20 protein-coding genes are annotated in these 19,082 nt (G+C 72.2%); 7 read left to right on the top strand and 13 right to left on the bottom strand.

Annotation, left to right across the window (positions count from 1 at the left end):
* Nucleotides 1-2 precede the first annotated feature (2 nt).
* From ACFSHS_RS10730 to ACFSHS_RS10695, 8 genes are all read right to left on the bottom strand, one after another.
* Nucleotides 3-1,121, bottom strand: coding sequence for a glycosyltransferase (locus ACFSHS_RS10730; protein WP_376875117.1), 1,119 nt, complete (start codon nt 1,119-1,121; stop codon nt 3-5).
* Between the two features lie 83 nt (nt 1,122-1,204).
* Nucleotides 1,205-1,648, bottom strand: coding sequence for a hypothetical protein (locus ACFSHS_RS10725; protein WP_376875114.1), 444 nt, complete (start codon nt 1,646-1,648; stop codon nt 1,205-1,207).
* A complete protein-coding gene (gene mshB, locus ACFSHS_RS10720) occupies nt 1,645-2,544 on the bottom strand; it encodes an N-acetyl-1-D-myo-inositol-2-amino-2-deoxy-alpha-D-glucopyranoside deacetylase (protein WP_376875111.1) in 900 nt (299 codons plus the stop codon). The genes ACFSHS_RS10725 and mshB overlap by 4 nt, the downstream gene beginning before the upstream one ends.
* 102 nt (nt 2,545-2,646) lie before the next feature.
* The gene (locus ACFSHS_RS10715) at nt 2,647-3,795 is read right to left on the bottom strand and encodes an ABC transporter ATP-binding protein (protein ID WP_458199628.1); all 1,149 of its coding nucleotides are present in this window, start codon (nt 3,793-3,795) and stop codon (nt 2,647-2,649) included.
* Nucleotides 3,788-4,840, bottom strand: coding sequence for an ABC transporter ATP-binding protein (locus ACFSHS_RS10710; protein WP_376875108.1), 1,053 nt, complete (start codon nt 4,838-4,840; stop codon nt 3,788-3,790). The genes ACFSHS_RS10715 and ACFSHS_RS10710 overlap by 8 nt, the downstream gene beginning before the upstream one ends.
* Nucleotides 4,837-5,808: an ABC transporter permease gene (locus tag ACFSHS_RS10705; protein WP_376875105.1), complete on the bottom strand. Its 972-nt coding sequence runs from the start codon at nt 5,806-5,808 to the stop codon at nt 4,837-4,839. The genes ACFSHS_RS10710 and ACFSHS_RS10705 overlap by 4 nt, the downstream gene beginning before the upstream one ends.
* On the bottom strand, nt 5,801-6,724 hold the full coding sequence (locus ACFSHS_RS10700) for an ABC transporter permease (protein ID WP_376875102.1): 924 nt from the start codon (nt 6,722-6,724) through the stop codon (nt 5,801-5,803). Before ACFSHS_RS10700 ends, ACFSHS_RS10705 begins: the two co-directional genes overlap by 8 nt.
* A gap of 143 nt (nt 6,725-6,867) precedes the next feature.
* Entirely contained in the window at nt 6,868-8,526 is a 1,659-nt protein-coding gene (locus ACFSHS_RS10695; RefSeq protein ID WP_376875099.1) for a peptide ABC transporter substrate-binding protein, read from the bottom strand.
* 378 nt (nt 8,527-8,904) lie between these two features.
* On the opposite strand from ACFSHS_RS10695, the gene ACFSHS_RS10690 reads away from it, so the two are divergent.
* On the top strand, nt 8,905-9,075 hold the full coding sequence (locus tag ACFSHS_RS10690) for a CsbD family protein (protein ID WP_376875096.1): 171 nt from the start codon (nt 8,905-8,907) through the stop codon (nt 9,073-9,075).
* 73 nt (nt 9,076-9,148) lie between these two features.
* On the opposite strand, the gene ACFSHS_RS10685 is transcribed toward ACFSHS_RS10690, so the two are convergent.
* On the bottom strand, nt 9,149-10,042 hold the full coding sequence (locus ACFSHS_RS10685) for an endonuclease domain-containing protein (protein WP_376875093.1): 894 nt from the start codon (nt 10,040-10,042) through the stop codon (nt 9,149-9,151).
* Between the two features lie 121 nt (nt 10,043-10,163).
* Nucleotides 10,164-10,916: a (deoxy)nucleoside triphosphate pyrophosphohydrolase gene (locus ACFSHS_RS10680; protein ID WP_376875090.1), complete on the bottom strand. Its 753-nt coding sequence runs from the start codon at nt 10,914-10,916 to the stop codon at nt 10,164-10,166.
* Between the two features lie 27 nt (nt 10,917-10,943).
* Between ACFSHS_RS10680 and ACFSHS_RS10675 the strand changes: the two genes are divergently transcribed.
* The 6 genes from ACFSHS_RS10675 to ACFSHS_RS10650 all read left to right on the top strand — a co-directional run bounded on the left by ACFSHS_RS10675 (nt 10,944) and on the right by ACFSHS_RS10650 (nt 15,253).
* Nucleotides 10,944-11,426: an RrF2 family transcriptional regulator gene (locus ACFSHS_RS10675; RefSeq protein ID WP_376875087.1), complete on the top strand. Its 483-nt coding sequence runs from the start codon at nt 10,944-10,946 to the stop codon at nt 11,424-11,426.
* Between the two features lie 50 nt (nt 11,427-11,476).
* On the top strand, nt 11,477-12,022 hold the full coding sequence (gene cysC / locus ACFSHS_RS10670) for an adenylyl-sulfate kinase (protein ID WP_376875084.1): 546 nt from the start codon (nt 11,477-11,479) through the stop codon (nt 12,020-12,022).
* 237 nt (nt 12,023-12,259) lie between these two features.
* A complete protein-coding gene (locus ACFSHS_RS10665; protein ID WP_376875081.1) occupies nt 12,260-13,933 on the top strand; it encodes a nitrite/sulfite reductase in 1,674 nt (557 codons plus the stop codon).
* Nucleotides 13,934-14,060: 127 nt separating this feature from the next.
* Nucleotides 14,061-14,228: a hypothetical protein gene (locus ACFSHS_RS10660; protein WP_376875078.1), complete on the top strand. Its 168-nt coding sequence runs from the start codon at nt 14,061-14,063 to the stop codon at nt 14,226-14,228.
* Nucleotides 14,225-14,935 carry a phosphoadenylyl-sulfate reductase gene (locus ACFSHS_RS10655; RefSeq protein WP_376875075.1) on the top strand — a complete coding sequence of 237 codons (711 nt, stop codon included), beginning with the start codon at nt 14,225-14,227 and terminating at the stop codon, nt 14,933-14,935. The genes ACFSHS_RS10660 and ACFSHS_RS10655 overlap by 4 nt, the downstream gene beginning before the upstream one ends.
* A gap of 24 nt (nt 14,936-14,959) precedes the next feature.
* On the top strand, nt 14,960-15,253 hold the full coding sequence (locus tag ACFSHS_RS10650; protein WP_376875072.1) for a 4a-hydroxytetrahydrobiopterin dehydratase: 294 nt from the start codon (nt 14,960-14,962) through the stop codon (nt 15,251-15,253).
* Nucleotides 15,254-15,323: 70 nt separating this feature from the next.
* Here ACFSHS_RS10650 and ACFSHS_RS10645 read toward each other — a convergent pair whose 3' ends face one another.
* The 3 genes from ACFSHS_RS10645 to ACFSHS_RS10635 all read right to left on the bottom strand — a co-directional run bounded on the left by ACFSHS_RS10645 (nt 15,324) and on the right by ACFSHS_RS10635 (nt 18,756).
* Complete coding sequence (locus tag ACFSHS_RS10645) at nt 15,324-17,306, bottom strand: PhoX family protein (RefSeq protein ID WP_376875069.1); 1,983 nt, start codon at nt 17,304-17,306, stop codon at nt 15,324-15,326.
* A gap of 206 nt (nt 17,307-17,512) precedes the next feature.
* A complete protein-coding gene (locus ACFSHS_RS10640) occupies nt 17,513-17,917 on the bottom strand; it encodes a DUF3037 domain-containing protein (RefSeq protein ID WP_376875066.1) in 405 nt (134 codons plus the stop codon).
* Nucleotides 17,914-18,756 carry a HipA family kinase gene (locus ACFSHS_RS10635; protein ID WP_376875063.1) on the bottom strand — a complete coding sequence of 281 codons (843 nt, stop codon included), beginning with the start codon at nt 18,754-18,756 and terminating at the stop codon, nt 17,914-17,916. Before ACFSHS_RS10635 ends, ACFSHS_RS10640 begins: the two co-directional genes overlap by 4 nt.
* Nucleotides 18,757-19,082 lie beyond the last annotated feature (326 nt).

Raw genomic sequence — 19,082 nt, 5'->3', positions numbered from 1 at the left:
ACTCAGCGCACCGCCCGACCGAGCGCCGCCAGTGGTCCGACCAGCTCCGTCGGGGCCGGCATGGCCGCCATCTCGGCGGCGACCTCACGGGCGGCGGTCGCCAGCGCGTCATCGGTGATCAGCCGATCGAGGACCGCTGACGTGATCTCCGGCAGCGGCACGCCCAGTCCGGCGCCACGGGCGGCCACCAGCTCGGCGTTGACCCGCCGGTCGCCGGCGCCCGGCACGACCAGCTGCGGCACCCCGGCGGCGAGGGCGGTGAGCAGGGTGCCCGCTCCGCCGTGGTGGACGACGGCCGCGGCAGCGGGCAGCACGGCGGGGAACGGCACCCAGCCGGTCGTGCGCACGTTCGCCGGGAGCGACCGGCGGGCCACCCACCGGTCGGGCCGCACCAGCACCACCTCGAGATCCATGCCGGCGGCGGCGGCCACCACGGTGCTCATCAGCCGGTCGCGGCGCGGGTCGGCGGCCACGGTGCTCCTGCTCACCAGCACCCGCGGGTGCTCCCCAGGGCGCCCGAGGTCGTCGGGGGCCGGCTCGCCGGTCCCCGGCGGCACGAACCGCATCGGCCGGCCGCGGCGGCGCCCGACGAGGCTGGGCGGGGCGGTGGTCACGACCTCGGCCGGGTCGGGGATGCGGCCCAACACCCGGCGCCGCGCATAGGCGTCAGCCGCGACGGCGAACTGCTCGCCGGCGTCGAACAGGCTGTTCTCGACGACGACCGCCGGCACCCCGCGTCGCGCGGCGGCGTGGGCGGCTGCCGCCGCGAAGGGCTCGTGCACGATCAGGTTCGGTGCCTGCCGGTCGGCCAGCCGAGTCACGCCGTCCGCCATGCGCTCGTTCACCGGAGCCCACAGCAGCCCGGCGGCCCGCCCCTCGTCCCGGCCGGCGGCGGCCGTCCGCGCCAGGCGCGGGTGCCGGAACGCGAACCGCACGAACAGCGGCGGCAGGCGCAGCCTCGGCGCGACGTCGACCGGATCGAGGTCGCCCGGGCAGGTCGTCAGCGCGTCACCGGCAGTCGCGACGGTCACCTCGTGGCCGGCGTCGCGCAGTGCACGGGCCAGGGGCACCAGCGGCAGCACGTGGCCGGGCAGCGGCGTGGCGACGACGAGAACGCGCACGCGGCCAGGGTGGCCCGGGATGAGGGGCCGCGACAAGCTCCCGGGCGGGTCCCGCCCCCTGATCCGCTAGGGGCTTCCGGTGCTCACGGAGGACCGCCGGTACCACTACCGGCCGGGTCCCGGGTCGGCACGACCTCCGGCCTGACGGCGGGTCGGCGCGCACCTCCCAGGACCCGGCCGACGGAGAACGCGGCGGCCAGGACGCCGAGCATCAGGAACACCAGGTTCACCACGCCGACGGCGCCGACCCCGCTCATGATGAGGTCCCCCTCGGGCCGCCGGATCATCGCCGCGACCACGACCACCGACCAGGTGACGGCCGGCAGGACGGCGACGAGGCGGCTGCCGGAGTACCGCAGGGCTGCGGCGGGCAGCAGCAGGTTGCCGACGACGGCGACCGGGACCGACAGCGGGACGAGGACGCCGCCCAGGCGCAGGGGCAGCCAGAAGACCTCCACCAGGGCCAGCCATCCGGCGGCGACGACGGCGGTCAGGGCCCAGCAGCCCTGTTCGCCCCATCGCCTCATCCGGGCACGCCCGCGAACAGGTCGTCCTCCCAGCCCTCCGGGCCCGGGCCCGCCGGGCCGCGCTCACCCTGCACCAGCCGGTAGTACTCCACGCCGAGGACCTCCAGGCCCAGGTTGTTGGAGAGGGCGAAGAAGGGCCCGTCGACCTGGATCTGCGTCGGGTGGGCCCGCATCGCGGCGTCCTTCCGGGCCACGAACACGCGCCCGTCGACGGCGGCGGTGACCTCTGCGTCGTCCACGGCGAATGGGATGTCGTCGGCGCTCTCCACGCCCGCGAAGAACGACGCGTCGCCGGCGGCCGCGAGGGCGTCGATGCCCTGCTGCAGCACCGACCGCGGCACGCAGCACCAGTACACCTTGGCCACCGACCACGCCTTCCCCAGCTCCGGCCGGTACGCGGGATCCGCGGCGGCGGCCACCGCCCCCATGGCCACCCGGTGGGCCTGGATGTGGTCGGGGTGGCCGTAGCCGCCGTTCTCGTCGTAGGTGACGACCACCTGCGGGCGGACCTCGCGGACGACCGCCACGGCGTGCGCGACGGCCTCGTCCAGGTCGGCCCGCCAGAAGGCTCGCGGCTTGTCGTTGGCCGGCGTCCCCATCATCCCGGAGTCGCGGTAGCGGCCGGCTCCCCCGAGGAACCGCATGTCGGTGACGCCGAGCGCCGCCATCGCCGCCCGGAGTTCCCAGATGCGGTAGCCGCCGAGCTGGTCGGCCTGGTCGGCGGCCAGCTGCGACAGCTCCGGCACCAGGACCTCCCCCTCCTCACCCAGCGTGCAGGTGAGGAGGGTGACCTGCGACCCCTCCGCGACGTACCGGGCCATGGTGACGCCGTTGTTGATCGTCTCGTCGTCCGGATGGGCGTGCACCAGCAGCAAGCGGCGGGAGGGGGCGTTCACACCGCGATCCTGCCGGATCGCACCGCGGCCACGTGCCGTCGCCTACGGAGCCGAGCCGGTGGGTCGGGCTGCGCGGACCGGTCGACCCCGGTCAGGCCTTCCTCACTCCGCGTCGACCGGCACCACGGTCCGGGCCTCGGCGAAGTGGCAGGCGGACGGGTGTCCCTGGCCCCGGTCGACGAGCGCCGGCGCCTCGACGGCGCAAATCTCCTGCGCCTTCCAGCACCGGGTGCGGAAGCGGCAGCCCGAGGGCGGGTTCGCCGGACTGGGGACGTCCCCCTGGAGCAGGATCCGGTCCTTCTGGCCGCGCAGGGCCGGCTCGTGCAGCGGCACCGACGACAGCAGCGCCTGGGTGTAGGGGTGCGACGGCGAGCCGTACACCTGCTCGTCCGTGCCCTCCTCGACGACGCTGCCGAGGTACATGACCGCGACCCGATCGGAGATGTGGCGGACCACCGACAGGTCGTGGGCGATGAACAGGTAGGAGAGCCCGAAGTCGTCCTGCAGGTCCTCGAGCAGGTTGACCACCTGCGCCTGCACCGACACGTCGAGGGCCGACACCGGCTCGTCGCAGATGATGATCTCCGGCTGCAGCGCCAGGGCGCGGGCGATGCCGATGCGCTGGCGCTGGCCGCCGGAGAACTGGTGCGGGTACCGGTTGACGAAGTCCGGGTTGAGACCGACCCGGTCCATCAGCTCCTGGGTGCGCTTGAGCCGGCCCTTCCGCGGGGCGATGTCGGCGTGCACCGACCAGCCCTCCGCGACGATGTCGCCCACGGTCATGCGCGGGTTCAGCGAGGCGTACGGGTCCTGGAAGATGATCTGGACCTCGCGGCGGTACTGCTTGAGCGCGCGCCCGCCCATCGTGGCGACGTCCCGGCCCTTGTAGAGGATGGAGCCCTCGGTGGGCTTCTCCAGCGCCACCAGCAGCTTCGAGACCGTGGACTTCCCGCAGCCGGACTCGCCGACCAGCCCCAGCGTCTCGCCGCGGCGGAGGGTGAGGTTCACGCCGTCCACGGCGCGGACGTGGCCGATGGTCCGCTTGAAGACGATCCCCTGGGTGAGCGGGAAGTGCTTCTTCAGCCCCTTGATCTCCAGGAGCGGCTCCCCGGGCGCGGGCGCCGGCGGCAGCGCCGACTCGGCGTCCGGGACGTCGGACGCCGCGGTGGCTCCGGTCGGCTCGGGCAGTGTCCTCCGGTCCGCTCCTCTCTGGTTTCTCGCTGCGATGCTCCCGGAGCTGTCCTCAGACACCGAGCACCTCCTCGCTGTAGTGGCAGGCCGCTTCACGGCCGGGGACGACGAGGCGCAGCGGCGGCACGTCACCGGCGCAGTCGCGGCCAGGGAGCGCGTCGGCGCCGAAGCGGCGGCGCGAGCAGCGCGGGTGGAAGGGGCAGCCGGACGGGATCTTCGCGAGGTTCGGCGGCTGGCCGGCGATCGGCAGCAGCCGGCCGCCCTTGGCCTCCACCTGCGGCACCGAGCTCATGAGCCCGTCGGTGTACGGGTGCGCAGGGTTGGTGAACACCTCGTCGACGGTTCCGCGCTCGACGATCCGGCCCGCGTACATGACCGCCACGTTGTCGGCCACCTCGTTGACGACGCCGAGGTCGTGGGTGATGAGCACCAGGCCCATCCCCGTCTCCCGCTGCAGGTCCTTGAGTAGGTCCATGACCTGCGCCTGGACGGTGACGTCGAGCGCCGTGGTGGGCTCGTCGGCGATGAGGATCCGCGGGTCCAGCGCGATCGCCATCGCGATCATCACCCGCTGGCGCATGCCGCCGGAGAACTGGTGCGGATAGTCGTTCACCCGCTGGGCAGCGGCCGGGATGCGCACGCGATCCATGAGCTCGATGGCGTGCTGCTTGGCCTCCTTGCGGGAGAGCCCGCGGTGGGCACGGAACATCTCGCCGATCTGGAACCCGACGCTGTACACCGGGTTCAGCGCCGACAGGGCGTCCTGGAAGATCATCGAGATTCCGGGGCCCCGGACCTTGCGCTGCTCCTCCGCGGGCAGGGTCAGGAGGTTGCGGCCCTCGAACCAGATCTCACCGTGGGGGATCTGCGCGGGGGGCGTGTCGAGGATGCCCATGATCGCCTGCGCCGACACCGACTTGCCGGAGCCGGACTCGCCCAGGATGGCGAGTGTCTCACCCTCGGACACCGTGTAACTGATGCCGTTCACGGCGTTGACGACGTTCTCCCGGGTGCGGAACTCGACGTGGAGATCCTCGACCGAAAGGATCGGCGCGGTGCCACCGCCACCCCGGACGGCTGGCGTGGGGCTGGGCAGGATGGTCATGAGCGCTGCCTCGGGTCGAGGGCGTCGCGCAGGGCGTCGCCCATCATGATGAAGGCCATCACGGTCAGGGTCAGGATCAGGCTGGGGAACAGGACCAGGTGCGGCGCGGTGCGCAGGAGGTCCTGTCCGGCGTCGATCTGCAGGCCCCAGGAGATGGCTGGGCGCTGCAGTCCCACGCCCAAGTAGGTCAGGGTCGCTTCGGCGGCGATGAGCACGCCGATGGTGATGGTCGCGTAGACGAGCACCGGCGCGACGGCGTTCGGCAGGATGTGGCGCACGAGGATACGCGGGCTGGAGGCACCCATCGCCCGTGCGGCAGCCACGTAGTCCGAGCTCTTGACGGCGATGACCTGGGAGCGGACCAGGCGCATGGCGGTCATCCAGCCGAACAGCGCGAGGGCCAGCGCGACGGCACCAGGCCCGCGGCTGCTGATGACGGGCAGGTCCGTCGACGGACCCACCCGCAGGAGCACCAGTGCGCCGAGGATCAGCGGCAGGCCGTAGAAGATGTCGGCCACGCGGGAGAGCAGCCCGTCGGTGAAGCCTCCGACGTAGCCGGCGATGGCGCCGACGACGACGCCCAGCAGCAGCACGACGAGGACGGCGACGATGCCGATGATCAGGGAGCTGCGGGCGCCGTAGACGACGTTGGCCAGGTAGTCGCACCCCTGCTGGTCGTAGCCGAACCAGTGCTCAGCGGAGGGCAGGTCACGTGAGTTCGCCAGGTCGCAGTCGCGCGGATCGGCGCCGCGGGCGAACCACTGCGGGGCGATCGCCATGAGCGTGAAGATGGCGCCCAGGAAGGCGCCGATCCAGAACAGCGGGTTCCGCTTGAGCGTCTTCCAGGCATCGCTCCAGAGGCTGTTCTGCCGCTCGCTGGTGACATCGACCGAGGGCGTGCCGAGGCCCGTCGTCGTCCCGGCCTCGACCTCGTCGCGCCGCAGATCCTGCTGCTGCTGCTCAGTCATAACGGATCCTCGGGTCGAGGACGGCGTAGAGCACGTCGACGACCAGGTTGAAGAAGATGAAGAAGAAGACCATCAGCGTCACGATGCCGACGACGACCGCGCCCTCCTGCTGGCGCACGGCGTTGTAGACCTCGCGCCCCATCCCGGGCAGGTTGAACACCGACTCGGTGACGATGGCGCCGCCCAGCAGCGTGCCGATGTCGGCGCCGATGAAGGTCACCACCGGGATCAGGCTGTTGCGCAAGGTGTGGCGGAGGATGACCGTCCGACTGGGCAGGCCCTTCGCCCGCGCCGTCCGGACGTAGTCGGCCCGCATGTTCTCGGCCACGCTGGTCCGCGTGAGCCGGGCGACGTACGCCAGCGAGCCGGAGGCGAGGATGAGCCCGGGCAGGAGGTAGCTGTAGAGCCCCTCGCGCGTCCCCGCGATGGGGAACCAGCCCAGCTGCAGACCGAACACGAACTGGGCCACGAAGCCGAGCACCAGGATCGGGATGGAGACGATGAGCGTCGTCGAGACCAGCACGAGGTTGTCGAAGTAACCGTTGCGCCGGATGCCGGCCAAAACGCCTGCGACGATGCCGATGAGGATCTCGAACGCCACGGCGACCAGGGCCAGCCGCACCGTGACCGGCAGCGTCCGGGCGATGATGTCCGCGACCGGCTGACCGTTGAAGGCGGTGCCGAGGTCGCCCTGGACCAGGTCGCCCACGTACTTGAGGTACTGGATGCCGAGCGGGTCGTTGAGGTTGAACTCGTCGCGTAGCTGGGCCATCACGGCGGCGGGCAGTGGGCGGTCGCCGGCCAGGGCACGGATGGGGTCGCCGGGCAGCGCGTAGACCATCGCGAAGATCAGGAACGACGCGCCGAGCAGGACCGGGATCGTCAGCAAGAGGCGGCGCGCTACGTAGCGGCCCATGTTCCCCCTCAGGTATGTGCGGGACCGCGGTCAGCGGTCACGCGAGTTCCATCGTGCATCCGGTAGGGGGCACGCGCGCCGCCGGGGGCGACTGTCCTGTGAAGAACAGTGCCCCCGGCGGGTCGTGCGGTGGTACTGGGGAATCAGCCGACGACGGTGACGTCCTCGACCCGGACCCGCTGGAACAGGTCCAGCGTGACGTTCTCGACGTTCTCGGAGTGCACCGACTGGATCTCGGTGAAGAACATCGGGGCCATCGGCATGTCCTGGATCAGGATGTCCTCCGCCTCCTGATAGGCCGCGATGGCGTCCTCGGCGCTCGAGGCCTGGTCGCCCTGGACCAGCAGCTGCTCCACCTCGGGGTTGGTGTAGAAGCTGTAGTTCGAGCCCGCCGGCGGCTGAGCCGCCGTCGTGAACAGCGGGGTCAGATAGCTGTCCGCGCTCGGGTAGTCGAAGCTCCAGCCGTAGCGGTAGGGCCCGGTGAAGCCCCGGCTCTCGCCCAGCGGCAGGTACTCGGAGAAGTCCAGGTTGCCCTGCAGGACGTACTCGACGTCGAGGTTCTCCCGCAGCTGGTTGCCCACGGCCTCCATCCACGCCTCGTGACCGGCGCCGGCGTTGAACCACAGCTCGATCGGCCGGCTCCGGTCGAAGCCGGCCTCGTCGAGGAGGTCGTTGGCCGCCTCCGGGTCGAAGGTGCAGTACTCGCAGATGCCCTCGCGGTAGCCCTCGACGACCGGCGCGATGAACGAGTCGGCCGGGGTGCGGGTGCCCTCGAAGATCGCCTCCGAGATCGCCTCCCGGTCGACGGCCATCGAGATGGCCTGGCGGACCCGCGGGTCGGCGTACCGGGCGTCGTAGGTCGGGAAGCCGAGGTAGGTGATCTGGGACGACTGGGTGCGGATGAACCGGTCGCCGAACTCCTCCTCCGCCGTCGCGATGGCGTCGGGCGGGATCACGTCGACGATGTCGAGGTTGCCGTCCTGGGTGTCGGTGTAGGCGGTGCCGACCTCGGCGTAGACGCGGTACTCGACCGCCTCGGCCTGGGCCTTGTTCTCGCCGGCGTAGTCCTCGTACCGGGTCAGGGTGATGCCCTCACCGGGGACGAACTCCTCCTCGGCCTGGAAGGGGCCGTTGCCGATCGGCCGGCTGCCGAAGCCCTCCGGGTCGTCGAAGAAGGCCTGGGGCAGCGGGTAGAACGGGTTGTACCCGACGACCGCCGGCCACTGCGCGAACGGCGAGCTCAGCGTCACCGTGAAGGTGGTGTCGTCGACGACGGCGAGGCCGCTCATCTCGGTGGCGGCGGGCTGGCCGGTGGGCTCGCCGGTCGCCTCGTCGACGGGGGCCTGCAGCTCCTCGTAGCCGGCGATGCGCGAGAGGTAGCCGGAACCACCCTGGGCGTTGGGGCTGTAGGCGGTGTAGTTCCACGCGTTGACGAAGGACTCCGCGTCGACGGGCGTGCCGTCGTGGAAGGTCCAGCCGTCCTTGAGCGTGATGGTCCAGGTCGTGTTGTCCTCGGACTCGATCGACTCGGCCACGCCGGTGTACTCGACCTCACCGTCGTTCGAGTAGCCGATCAGACCCGTCCACAGGGAGTTGACGACCTGGTCGCCCTCGCTCTCGGTCGTGTTGCCGGGCACCAGCGGGTTCTGGGGCTCGCCGATGTACATGCTGAAGGTGCCGCCACCCTCGGCGGTGCCGCCCTCCTCGGCGGCCTCTTCGCCGCCGCCGCCACAGGCGGTCATCAGCAGCGCGGCGGCGATGGCCGTCGCGACGAGCGAACTACTGCGCTTGCTGGACTTCACGTGCAAGGCCTCCCTCGTCCCGCGTGAGCGGGGGGAACGGACAGGTCGAACCGCGCCCGGCAGAGGGGCCCTCGGTCGACTGATTGGTCACGATCGGGGCGCACCCGGAAGGCAGAGACCTCCCCAGTACGACGGGTGGACCCTAGGCACGCCGCGGAGGGGGTGTCCACGGACGTCATCGAGTTGTGATCTGGGCCCACGACCCGCGCCACAACCGTAACTTCCACACCATGCGCGACCGTCGCCGGGCTGAACTTTCCTCGCGTTCGGCGTCCTCACAGGAGAGCTTCCCGCGCACGATCGCATACAGGTTCGGCGGCCGTGCCGCCCGGGTATTCGTCTCCTCCGGTACGGACGTCGAGCAGAGGAGTGCGGACCATGAGCGGCACGGACAAGCTCACCAACAAGATCGAGGAGGTCTCCGGCAAGGGGAAGCAGGCGGCCGGCGACGCCACTGACAACCCCGACCTGCAGGCGGAGGGCCAGAAGGAAGAGACGAAGAGCAACCTCAAGCAGGCGGGCGAGCACATCAAGGACGCCCTCAAGTAGCCCCTCCCCGCTTTCTGTACCGAAAGCTGCGGTTCCCAGCTCAGCTTTCGGTACGGAAAGCGGAAGACGGTGCTCAACCGGCCGTCAGGGGCAGACCCAGGGCGCGAGCGATCCGAGAGACCGCGTCGGCCAGGTCCCGCAGGTCGGCCCAACTCAGTCGGATGACTCGCCAGCCGGCGGCGACCAGTCGCTCGTAACGTCGATCGTCCCGCCGGATGTGCAGCTCGTCGAAGTGATGAGCGCCCTCGTACTCCACGATCAAGCGGGCCTCCGGCCAGGCGAGGTCCACCCGGCCCAGGAACTGCCCGTTCGCCGTCACGACGAACTGCGGCACGGGTGCGGGCAGACCGGCTCGCACACACGCCACCCTGACCAGCGACTCGGGCCGGCTCTCGCTCCGTCCGTCGGCCAGCGGTACCACCCTCGCGAAGCGCCTCGAGCCCCACTGCCCGCGCCGGTCCCGCGCGATCCGCGCCAGAGATCCGTCGTCCACGTGTCCGGCGCGGATCATGGCGTCCAGCAGGGCGACGGCCGGCGCCAACGGCTCGAGCGTGGCGATCTCCCACGCGGTGCGGAGCGGGGTGGTCAGACGCACGAGGTCGTCGGAGTCGTCGAGGGTGAGGACCTCGGCGGGTCCGATGTCCGTGCGGTGCACCCGGATGCCCCGTGGGCCCCGCCATGGGCAGTCCGGCGGGACGACGACCAGGACCGGATCGGTCGAACCAGCGAAGGGCGCGTCGAACCAGGCCGCCGCGGAGCGACCGGCGAGCACAGCTGCGGGCGGCATGACCAACATGGCTCCACGTGCGTACAGGCGGTGGTCCACCGCCAGGTGCGGATCGGCGTAGACGTCCTGGAACAGACGGCGATAGAGCCCCGACTGCAGCTGGGTCCGTGTCACCAGCCCGTCGGCGACAGCGTGCGAGCCGAGGAAGACGCCGCTGAGCGCCTGCAGTGATCTGGCCACGTGCCGCAGCGTCGCGCACGGACCGTCGCCGGCGCCGCCGTCGTCCACAACCCGTGGCCCAGGTCAGCTTCCTGTACGGAAAGCTGGATCTCGGAGCGGAGCTTCCGGTGCGGAAAGCGGGTCAGAGGAGGGTGCGGACGGCGGGGAGCAGGGGGCGGTCCGCGGGGATCCAGTCCAGCGCCTCCAGCTCGTCCGCCCGTACCCACCGCAGGGCCGCGTGCTCGTGCGCCACGGGCTCCTTCCCCACCAGCCGGGCCGACCACACCCGCAGCGTCGAGGCCCCCGGGGCGCCCCCGCCGACGACGCCGTCGAGCAGCACCTCGCCGACGAACGCCCCGGGCTCGATCGCGGCGCCCAGCTCCTCGGCGCACTCGCGGACCAGCGCCGAGAGCTCCGACTCCCCCGGCTCGACCTTGCCACCGGGGAACTCCCACAGACCGTCGAACGGGCCCCCCGCCCGCTGCGCGACCAGCACCCGGCCGTCGTCGACGATCGCGGCGCCCACCACCTGCAGGACGTCGAGGGCGCGGCGCTCGGCCGCGGCGGCGTAGGCGTCCAGGTGCGACCGCATCGCGCGGCGGATGCGCCGGCGCAGCACCACCCGGTCGAGGAGCCGGCCGAGCACACCCGGCACGTCGCTCTCCCAGTCGACCTGCTCGTCCACCCGGGTGCCGGCGCCGGTGGCCGTGAAGCGCCGGGAGTGGGTCAGCCAGCGCCAGCCGGGTGCGGGGCCGACGGCGTAGACGTCGCGCTCCGGCCGGATGGACACGACCTCCTCGAGCGGCGCCCTCCACGGCCGCCCCAGCGTCCGGGCGACGTCGAACGCCACGGTCAGCGGCGCCTCCACCACGGTGGTGAAACTCAGCTGCTGCACGGCGGGTCACCCTGCCAGACGGGCAGGATGACCTCCGTGCGCATCACCGCCCGCGTCGACTACGCCGTCCGCGCCGCCCTCGAACTGGCCGCCGCGGCCCCGGAAGCGCTGACCGCCGACCGCATCGCGACGACGCAGGGCATCCCCGCCCGGTTCCTGCAGACCATCCTCGGCGACCTCCAGCACGCCCGGCTGGTCACCAGCCAGCGCGGCCGCGAGGGCGGCTACCGGCTGGCGCTCCCGCCCTCGGAGATCTCGATCGCCCGGGTCATGCGGGTCGAGCAGGGCTTCCTCGCCGACGTGCACGGGAAGCGCCCCGAGGACGTGCAGTACCCCGGCGCGGCCACGACCCTGTCCACCGTCTGGGTGGCCGCCCGCGCCGGCTACCGACGGGTGCTCGAGGAGGTCACGCTGGCCGACGTCGTCGCCGGGACCCTGCCGGCGCACGCCGCGGAACTCGTCGCCATCGAGGACGCCTGGCGCTCCTTCGGCGACCCGTCCACCTCCTGACCGCGACCCGGCGACACCGGCTCACGGCGGCCTCCGGGACACTGGTCCGCATGCCCGCCCCGCAGGCCTCCGGCGTCACCGTCTTCCTCACCGGTCTCTCCGGCGCCGGCAAGTCCACGGTCGCCGACGCCCTCGTCGCCCGGCTGGAGGCCGAGGGCCGGCCGGTCACGGTCCTGGACGGCGACGTCGTCCGGACCCATCTCTCCAGCGAGCTCACGTTCTCGCGCGAGCACCGCGACCTCAACATCCGGCGGATCGGCTGGGTCGCCGGCGAGGTGGTCAGGCACGGCGGCACGGTCGTCGTCGCGGCGATCGCGCCGTACGAGGCCGCCCGCGAGGAGGCCCGCGCGCTGGTCGAGAAGCACGGCCGCTTCGTCCTCGTCCATCTCTCCACCCCGCTCGAGGTCTGCGAGCAGCGCGACGTCAAGGGTCTGTACGCGAGAGCCCGGGCCGGCGAGATCGCCGGCTTCACGGGTGTCAGCGACCCCTACGAGCCGCCGTCCCGCGCGGAGCTGACCCTCGACACCTCGGTCACCCCGCTGGAGGAGTCCGTCGCCCGCATCCGGGACGCGATGGACCCCCCGAGTGTTCTGTGATCTGCCCCACCCCACGGAAACGCCTGTGCTGTGGCACGCTAGAGGCATGACGGACCGCGGCCTGATGCTCGTCGCGCGTCTGCACATCGACCTGGCCCTGGTCTCCAGCGCCGTCTGTCGCGCCACGCGCTGACAACGGTCCCCCGCGCGGCTGACGCCGCGCCCTCCGATCTGCAGTGCCCTTCGCCCCCGCGGCCGGTTGCCGCGTGGCCGGAGGGCGCAGGAAGAAGCCCCGCCGTGACCACCCCCACCCGTGCCAGCAGCCGTCCCCAGCGTGGGGAGGGCCAGTGGGCGCTCGGCTACCGGGAGCCGCTCAACCCGAACGAGCGGATGAAGAAGGACTCCGATGGGCTCGAGGTCCGTCAGCGGATCCTGGACATCTACCAGTACACGGGGTTCAACGGCATCGACCCCAGCGATCTGCGCGGCCGCATGCGCTGGATGGGGCTCTACACCCAGCGCGCCCAGGGCATCCCCGGCGGCAAGACCGCCGTGCTGGAGCCCGAGGAGCTCGAGGACTCGTACTTCATGCTGCGCGTCCGCATCGACGGCGGTCAGCTGTCGGCCGACCAGCTGCGGGTGATCGCGGGCATCGCCACCGAGTTCGGCCGGAACGTCGCCGACGTGACCGACCGGCAGAACGTGCAGCTGCACTGGATCCGCATCGAGGACGTCCCCACGATCTGGGAGCGGCTGGAGGCGGTCGGCCTCGGGACGACGGAGGCCTGCGGGGACACGCCCCGCGTCATGCTCAACTGCCCGCTGGCCGGGATCCTCGAGGACGAGGTCATCGACGCCACCGACGTGGTCACCGAGACGGTCGCGAAGTACGTGGGCAGCCCCGAGTTCAGCAATCTGCCGCGCAAGTGGAAGACCTCGATGTCCGGGTGCGTGGACCACTGCACCGGCCACGAGATCAACGACGTCTCGTTCGTGGGCGTCGTGAACGAGGACGGCCAGGCCGGCTACGACCTCTGGGTCGGCGGGGGCCTCTCCACCAACCCCAAGCTGGCCCAGCGGCTCGGCGTCTTCGTCCGGCCGGACGAGGTCACCGAGGTCTGGGCCGCGGTGACCTCGGTGTTCCGCGACTACGGGTACCGCCGGCAGCGCAACCGTGCCCGCATCAAGTTCCTGATGGCCGACTGGGGCCCGGAGAAGTTCCGCCAGGTGCTGCAGGACGAGTTCCTGCACCGGGCCCTGCCCGATGGCCCCGCGCCGGCCCCGGCCAGGCACGACCAGCGCGACCACGTCGGCGTCATGCGGCAGAAGGACGGCGCCAACGCCGTCGGCTTCGCGCTCCGCACGGGCCGCACCAGCGGGTCGGAACTGGCCGCCGTCGCGGAGCTCGCCGAGCGGTTCGGCGCCGGCCGCATCCGGACGACGGCCCAGCAGAAGCTGGTCATCCTCGACGTGCCGGACGAGAAGGTCGAGGACCTGGTCGCGGAGCTGGCCGTGCACGACCTTCAGGTGCGTCCCAGCGCCTTCCGCCGCGGGACGATGGCCTGCACCGGCCTGGAGTTCTGCAAGCTGGCGATCGTGGAGACCAAGCACTTCGCGCAGGAGGTCTACCGCGAGCTGGAGAAGCGGCTGCCGGACTTCGACGAGCCCGTCGCCATCAACATCAACGGCTGCCCCAACAGCTGCGCCCGCTTCCAGACCGCCGACATCGGCTTCAAGGGCTCGATGGTGCGCGACGACTCCGGCGAGATGGTCGAGGGGTTCCAGGTCCACCTGGGCGGGCACCTCGGCATCGACGCCGCCTTCGGCCGCAAGTTCCGCGGTCACAAGGTGACCAAGGACGAGACCGCCGACTACTGCGAGCGGGTGCTGCGGGGCTACCTCGACCGCCGCGAGCCCGGTGAGCGCTTCGCCGCCTACGTCTCCCGCGCGGAGGAGGAGTGGCTCCTGTGAGGGCTCGCGACCTACCACCGGCCGGTGCCCACCTCGGCGGGCGCCGCGGAGGCGTGGCTGCCGTGAGCGCGGCGGGGTCACGTTCGCCGGGCCTCGGCCGGGCCCGCGCCGAGGAGCTCCGGTCGGTGTGAGCGAGGACGCGGGAAGCACGCGGAACCTGCCGCCGTTCCACTGCCCGTACTGCGGCGACGAGGACATCACCCCGTACGAGGACTCCCCCGACGGGTGGCGCTGTGCGTCGTGCCTGCGGGCGTTCACGGTGCGGCTGATCACGACGGGGGTGCAGCAGGGATGACGATGGCCATCCGCCCGACGCCACTGCTGGCCGAGGCCGCCGACGCGTGGTTCGACGGCATCGAGGACCCGGTCGAGCAGGCGCTGGCGGTCCTCAAGTGGGCCGGCGACACCTTCGGCGACGAGTTCGCGATCACCTCCTCCATGGCGGACGGGCTGCTCGCCCATCTGGCCAGCACCGCCATCCCCGGCGTGCACGTGATCTTCCTCGACACCGGTTACCACTTCGCCGAGACGATCGGCACCCGGGACTGGATCACCGGCGTCCTGCCGATCACGCTGGTCAACGTCACGCCGGAGCAGACCGTCGCCGAGCAGGACGCCCGGTACGGCGCGAGGCTGCACGACCGCGACCCCGACCTGTGCTGCTCGCTCCGCAAGGTGACGCCGCTCGCCGAGACCCTGTCCCGCTACGTCGCGTGGGGCTCGGGGATCCGGCGGGACGAGTCCCCCACCCGTGCGGGGACGAAGATCGTCGACTGGGACGCCAAGCGCGAGATGATCAAGTTCAACCCCATCGCCGCGTGGACCCAGGCGGACGTCGACGCCTACGTCGCCGAGCACCAGATCCCCGTGAATCCCCTCTTCGAGCTCGGCTACGGCTCGATCGGCTGCGCGCCGTGCACCCGCCCGGTCGCACCGGGCGAGGACGCCCGCGCCGGCCGCTGGGCCGGCCGCGGCAAGACCGAGTGCGGCATCCACAGCTGAGCTGAGCGCGGGCAGGATGGGCGGATGCCGCGTCCGCCGCTCCTCTCCCCCGCCGACGTCGCCGCCGCGCTGGCGGAGCTCCCGCACTGGACGGGGGACGGCGACGGCCTCCACCGCAAGGTGCAGCTGCCCACGTTCCGCGACGCCGTCGCCGCGATCGTCGCCATCGCCGACGTCGCCGAGGAGATGGACCACCACCCGGACGTCGACCTGCGCTGGCGCACCCTGCACCTGCACCTCGCCACGCACTCGGCCGGCGGCGTCACCGACCTCGACGTGCAGCTGGCCCGCCGGATCGACGCCCTGCTGCCGACCTGAGGGCACCGAGGAGCCGGCCTCTCCTCCGGGCTGCCGGTCGCACCGGCCCCGGAGGAGGGACCGGGCGCCCTCAGGTGCCGATGACGCCGCCGTCTTCCTTGGTGACGATCACGGTCGCCGACCGCGGCGTCTCGATGCCGTCCAGGCGCGGCCACGTGCTGCCGCCGTCCTCACCGGGGTGCTGGAGGTTGACGAACAGGGTCCGCCGGTCGGGCGTCGTCGCGATGCCGGTGACCTCGCACCCGACCACGCCGGTGAGGAAGCGGCGCACCTCGGGCTCGGCGCGGTACGGCGCCCGTGCATCGGCAGCCAGCATCTGGTTGTTGGCGCCGTTCGGCTGCGTGCCGTCGGTCTGGATCCAGGCCCGGCGGTCGGGATCCACCCACAGCCCGTCCGGCGACCCGAAGGCGTCCTCCGGCTCGACCGTCGACCCGTCGATCCCGTCCCCTGGGCCGGCCAGCAGGAACAGGTCCCAGCGGAAGCCGGTGGCGGTGTGGTCACCGCCGTCCTCGTCCCAGCGGACGATGTGGCCCCACTTGTTGCCGACCCTCCTGCCGTCGGCGTCCGGCGGGAAGGCGCGCGGGTTCGGGCCGTTCGGGGCGGTGCGGTCGGCGTTGTTGGTCAGCGTCAGGTAGACGGTCCCGCTGTCCGGGTCGACGGCGGTCCACTCGGGGCGGTCCATGGGCGTCGCACCCACCTCGTCGGCCGCCAGCCGGGTCTTGACCAGCACCTCACCCTGATCGGCGAACCCGTTCTCCGGGGTCAGGCCGCGCTCACCGTGCACCAGGGGGATCCACTCGCCGCGCCCGTCGTCCGAGAAGCGCGCCACGTAGAGGGTGCCCTCGTCCAGGGGGCTCTGCGCACGGCCCCGGAACCGGGGGTGGTCCCACCGGTGCGCGCTGACGAACTTGTAGACGTACTCGTTGACCTGGTCGTCACCCATGTAGACGACGACCCGCCCGTCCCGTGCGATCTGCACGGTCGCGTCCTCGTGCTTGAGCCGCCCGAGAGCGGTCCGCTTGACCGGCGTGGAATCCGGCTCGAACGGGTCGATCTCGACCACCCAGCCGAAGCGGTTGGCCTCGTTGGGGTCCTCCGGCGTGACGACGAAGCGGGGGTCGTGCGCCGCCCAGCCGTTGCGGTCGCCTCCGACCCCGTACCGCTTCACCAGCGCGGCGCTGTCGCCGTCCAGGGTGCCGTCCACCCGGAAGTACCCGTTGAAGTTCTCCTCGCAGGTGAGGTAGGTGCCCCAGGGCGTCTCCCCGTTGCCGCAGTTGTTGAGCGTGCCGAGCGGGCGGCGCCCGGCCCGGTCCGCAGTGGTGCGGACCAGCTCGTGGCCCGTGGCCGGGCCGGAAAAGGCCATCGGCGTCGAGGCGGTGATCCGGCGGTTGCGCGTCGAGCGGACCACCTGCCACTCCCCGGACGCGGCGCACGCGATCTCGACGACGGAGACGCCGTGCGCGTTCTGCGACTTGCGCACCCCTTCGGCCGTCCGGGGCTCGTAGCCGGCCACGAACGTGCCCTGGTGCAGGTAGTACTCGTCGGTGTACTCGTGGTTGAGCACGAGCAGCCCGTGCCGGTTGCCGCGGTCGCCGGAGGCCAGCGGGAAGTAGGTCATGCCGTCGTGGTGCATGCCGACCTGCTGGGCCTGCTCGTCGGCGGTGTTCCCGGTCGGGACGCCTTCGCTCGGCGTGCCCGGGCGGAACGCCGGGAAGAACCCGAGGATCGGCGTGCCCCACGGGATGAACGGACGGGCGGAGTAGCCGTCGGGGACGACGACCTCGTCGAGGCCGCTCGGCGGGATCGCTTCGAACCCGAGCAGTGAACCGGCGGTGGTCCCCGTGGACCCACCGCCGGTGAAGGCGCGGGCCGGCGGTGCGCCGACCACGCTGGTGGTGAGGAAGCCGGCTGCGGCCAGCATGCCCCCGGCCAGCACCGAGCGACGGGACAGCCGGGCCTCGGCGATCTCCATGAAGGGCCGGGCGGTCGAGGGGTTGCTGCTTCGGTCGTCCGGGTCCGGTGACTCGGTAACGGGCGGTTCGGTCAGGGTCATCGAATCTCCTGGGACGGCGGGAAGGTCAGCCGTCCCCGACGCTAGGAAGCGTCTGCGACCTCTCCATGACCGCTCGAGGGACGGTCGGTGAAGGCGGCGTTCACCGGCCGTTCACCCACGGTGGTGACGTGGCGACCGGTGGACGAGGCCCCGGCGCGAGTTCACTGCGCACCTGCCATGCCCCTGGACCGCACACCGGCGCGAGCTCAGGCTTCGACCGGGAGGACCAGCAGGCGGAGCAGACGGTCGGCCTCGGCGTCCGGGTCCTCGGTGAGCCCGGTGTGCACCGGGCCGGGCTGGATGACCGTGCTGCGGGGTGCGGTCAGCCAGCGGAACCGCGAGCCGAGCGCCTCGCGCCCCGCCGCGCCCGCACCGGGAGCCGCCGCGCAGACGTCGGTGGCCGCCTGGAGCGCCCGGCGGATCGCCTCCGCATCCGCTGTCGGGTCCAGCGCGTGCAGGCGGTCGACGTCCAGGTGCACGCGCGAGCCCAGGTAGTCGCGCTGGCGGCAGTACACGAGGACGCCGGCGTTGAACGCCTCCCCCCGCTCGACCCGCGGAACGACCCTCAGCACGGCGTACTCGAACGTGTCCCTGGTCCCGGAGCGGCTCATCGCTGGGTCACCCCCTCCGGCGGGGGCGGGCCGAGCCAGGCCGGCCGGTTCTCCCCCCGTGGCGCACGGCGCCGAGCGCCACCGCCCGCCTCGGCCGCGGCCACCAGCGGCGGTAGCCACGCGTTGCGGGCGGCCAGCCGGGCCAGCAACTGCTCGACGTAACGGATCCGGAGCGCGTCGGGCTCCTCCTCCAGCCACTCGTCGGGCACCTGGGCGAGGACTTCCTCCAGCAGCGGGCGGGTGACCCGGCCGGCCAGCGCGGCGTCGGCGGCGGCCACCTGGGGGTCGCATTCGAGGAGGGCGTGGGCGGACGCGTCGTAGGGGCGCGTGATCGCCGCCTCGGCCCCCGGCCAGTGATGGTGGAAGGTCAGTGCGGCACCGTGGTCGATCAGCTGCAGCCGGCCGTGCCAGAACAGCATGTTCGGATTGCGCCAGGAACGGTCGACGTTGCCGATCAGCGCGTCGAACCACAGCACGCGCCCGGCGAGCTCGGGAGGGACTCCGTCGGCCCCGGCCTCGAAGTCCAGCGCCCCGGGCAAGTAGTCGAGACCGAGGTTGCGCCCGGCCGAGCGCTGGAGCAGCTCCTGCACCTCGAAGTCCGGCTCGCCGACCGCGAGCTCCGGCACGACGTCGACCGTGACCAGCGCGGGCACCGGCAGGTCCAGCGCCCGGGCCAGCTCGGCGCAGATCACCTCGGCGACAAGCACCTCGACGCCCTGTCCGGCGGCCCGCCACTTGACCACGTACGTGCCCAGGTCGTCGGCTTCCATGAGGCCCGGCAGCGAGCCACCCTCGCGCAGCGGGGTGACGTAGCGGGTGGCGGTGACGGCGGTGAGCACAGTGCCGATCAACCTACGTGGTGGGACGTCGCGAGGTGGGAGCAGAAGGCGGCCTGCCCGAGGGCGCGGCCCGCTTCACCACTGTGCGCTCCCCTCCGGTGCCGTCTGGGTGGCAACTCGCCGCACGAGTACCGATCCTGCCGCGGCAGCGCCGCCTCGACGCCCCGCCGGGCGCCTGCCGTTGGGGAGAGTCCGCGCCGGAGCGCTCATCCGTGCCGAACTCCGGAGGACCCGTGCCGACGACGCCTACGGACCCGGGACCCCCCGACGCGAGGGACGGCGGGGGGACGGGATCAGGCGATCCGTTCCCTGAGGACGGCCGTGAA

Origin of the sequence: Blastococcus deserti, from assembly GCF_042682525.1 — a bacterium.
GTDB lineage: Bacteria > Actinomycetota > Actinomycetes > Mycobacteriales > Geodermatophilaceae > Blastococcus_B > Blastococcus_B deserti.
The sequence above is the reverse complement of the archived record's forward strand: the minus strand, read 5'-3'. Positions and strand labels throughout refer to the sequence as shown.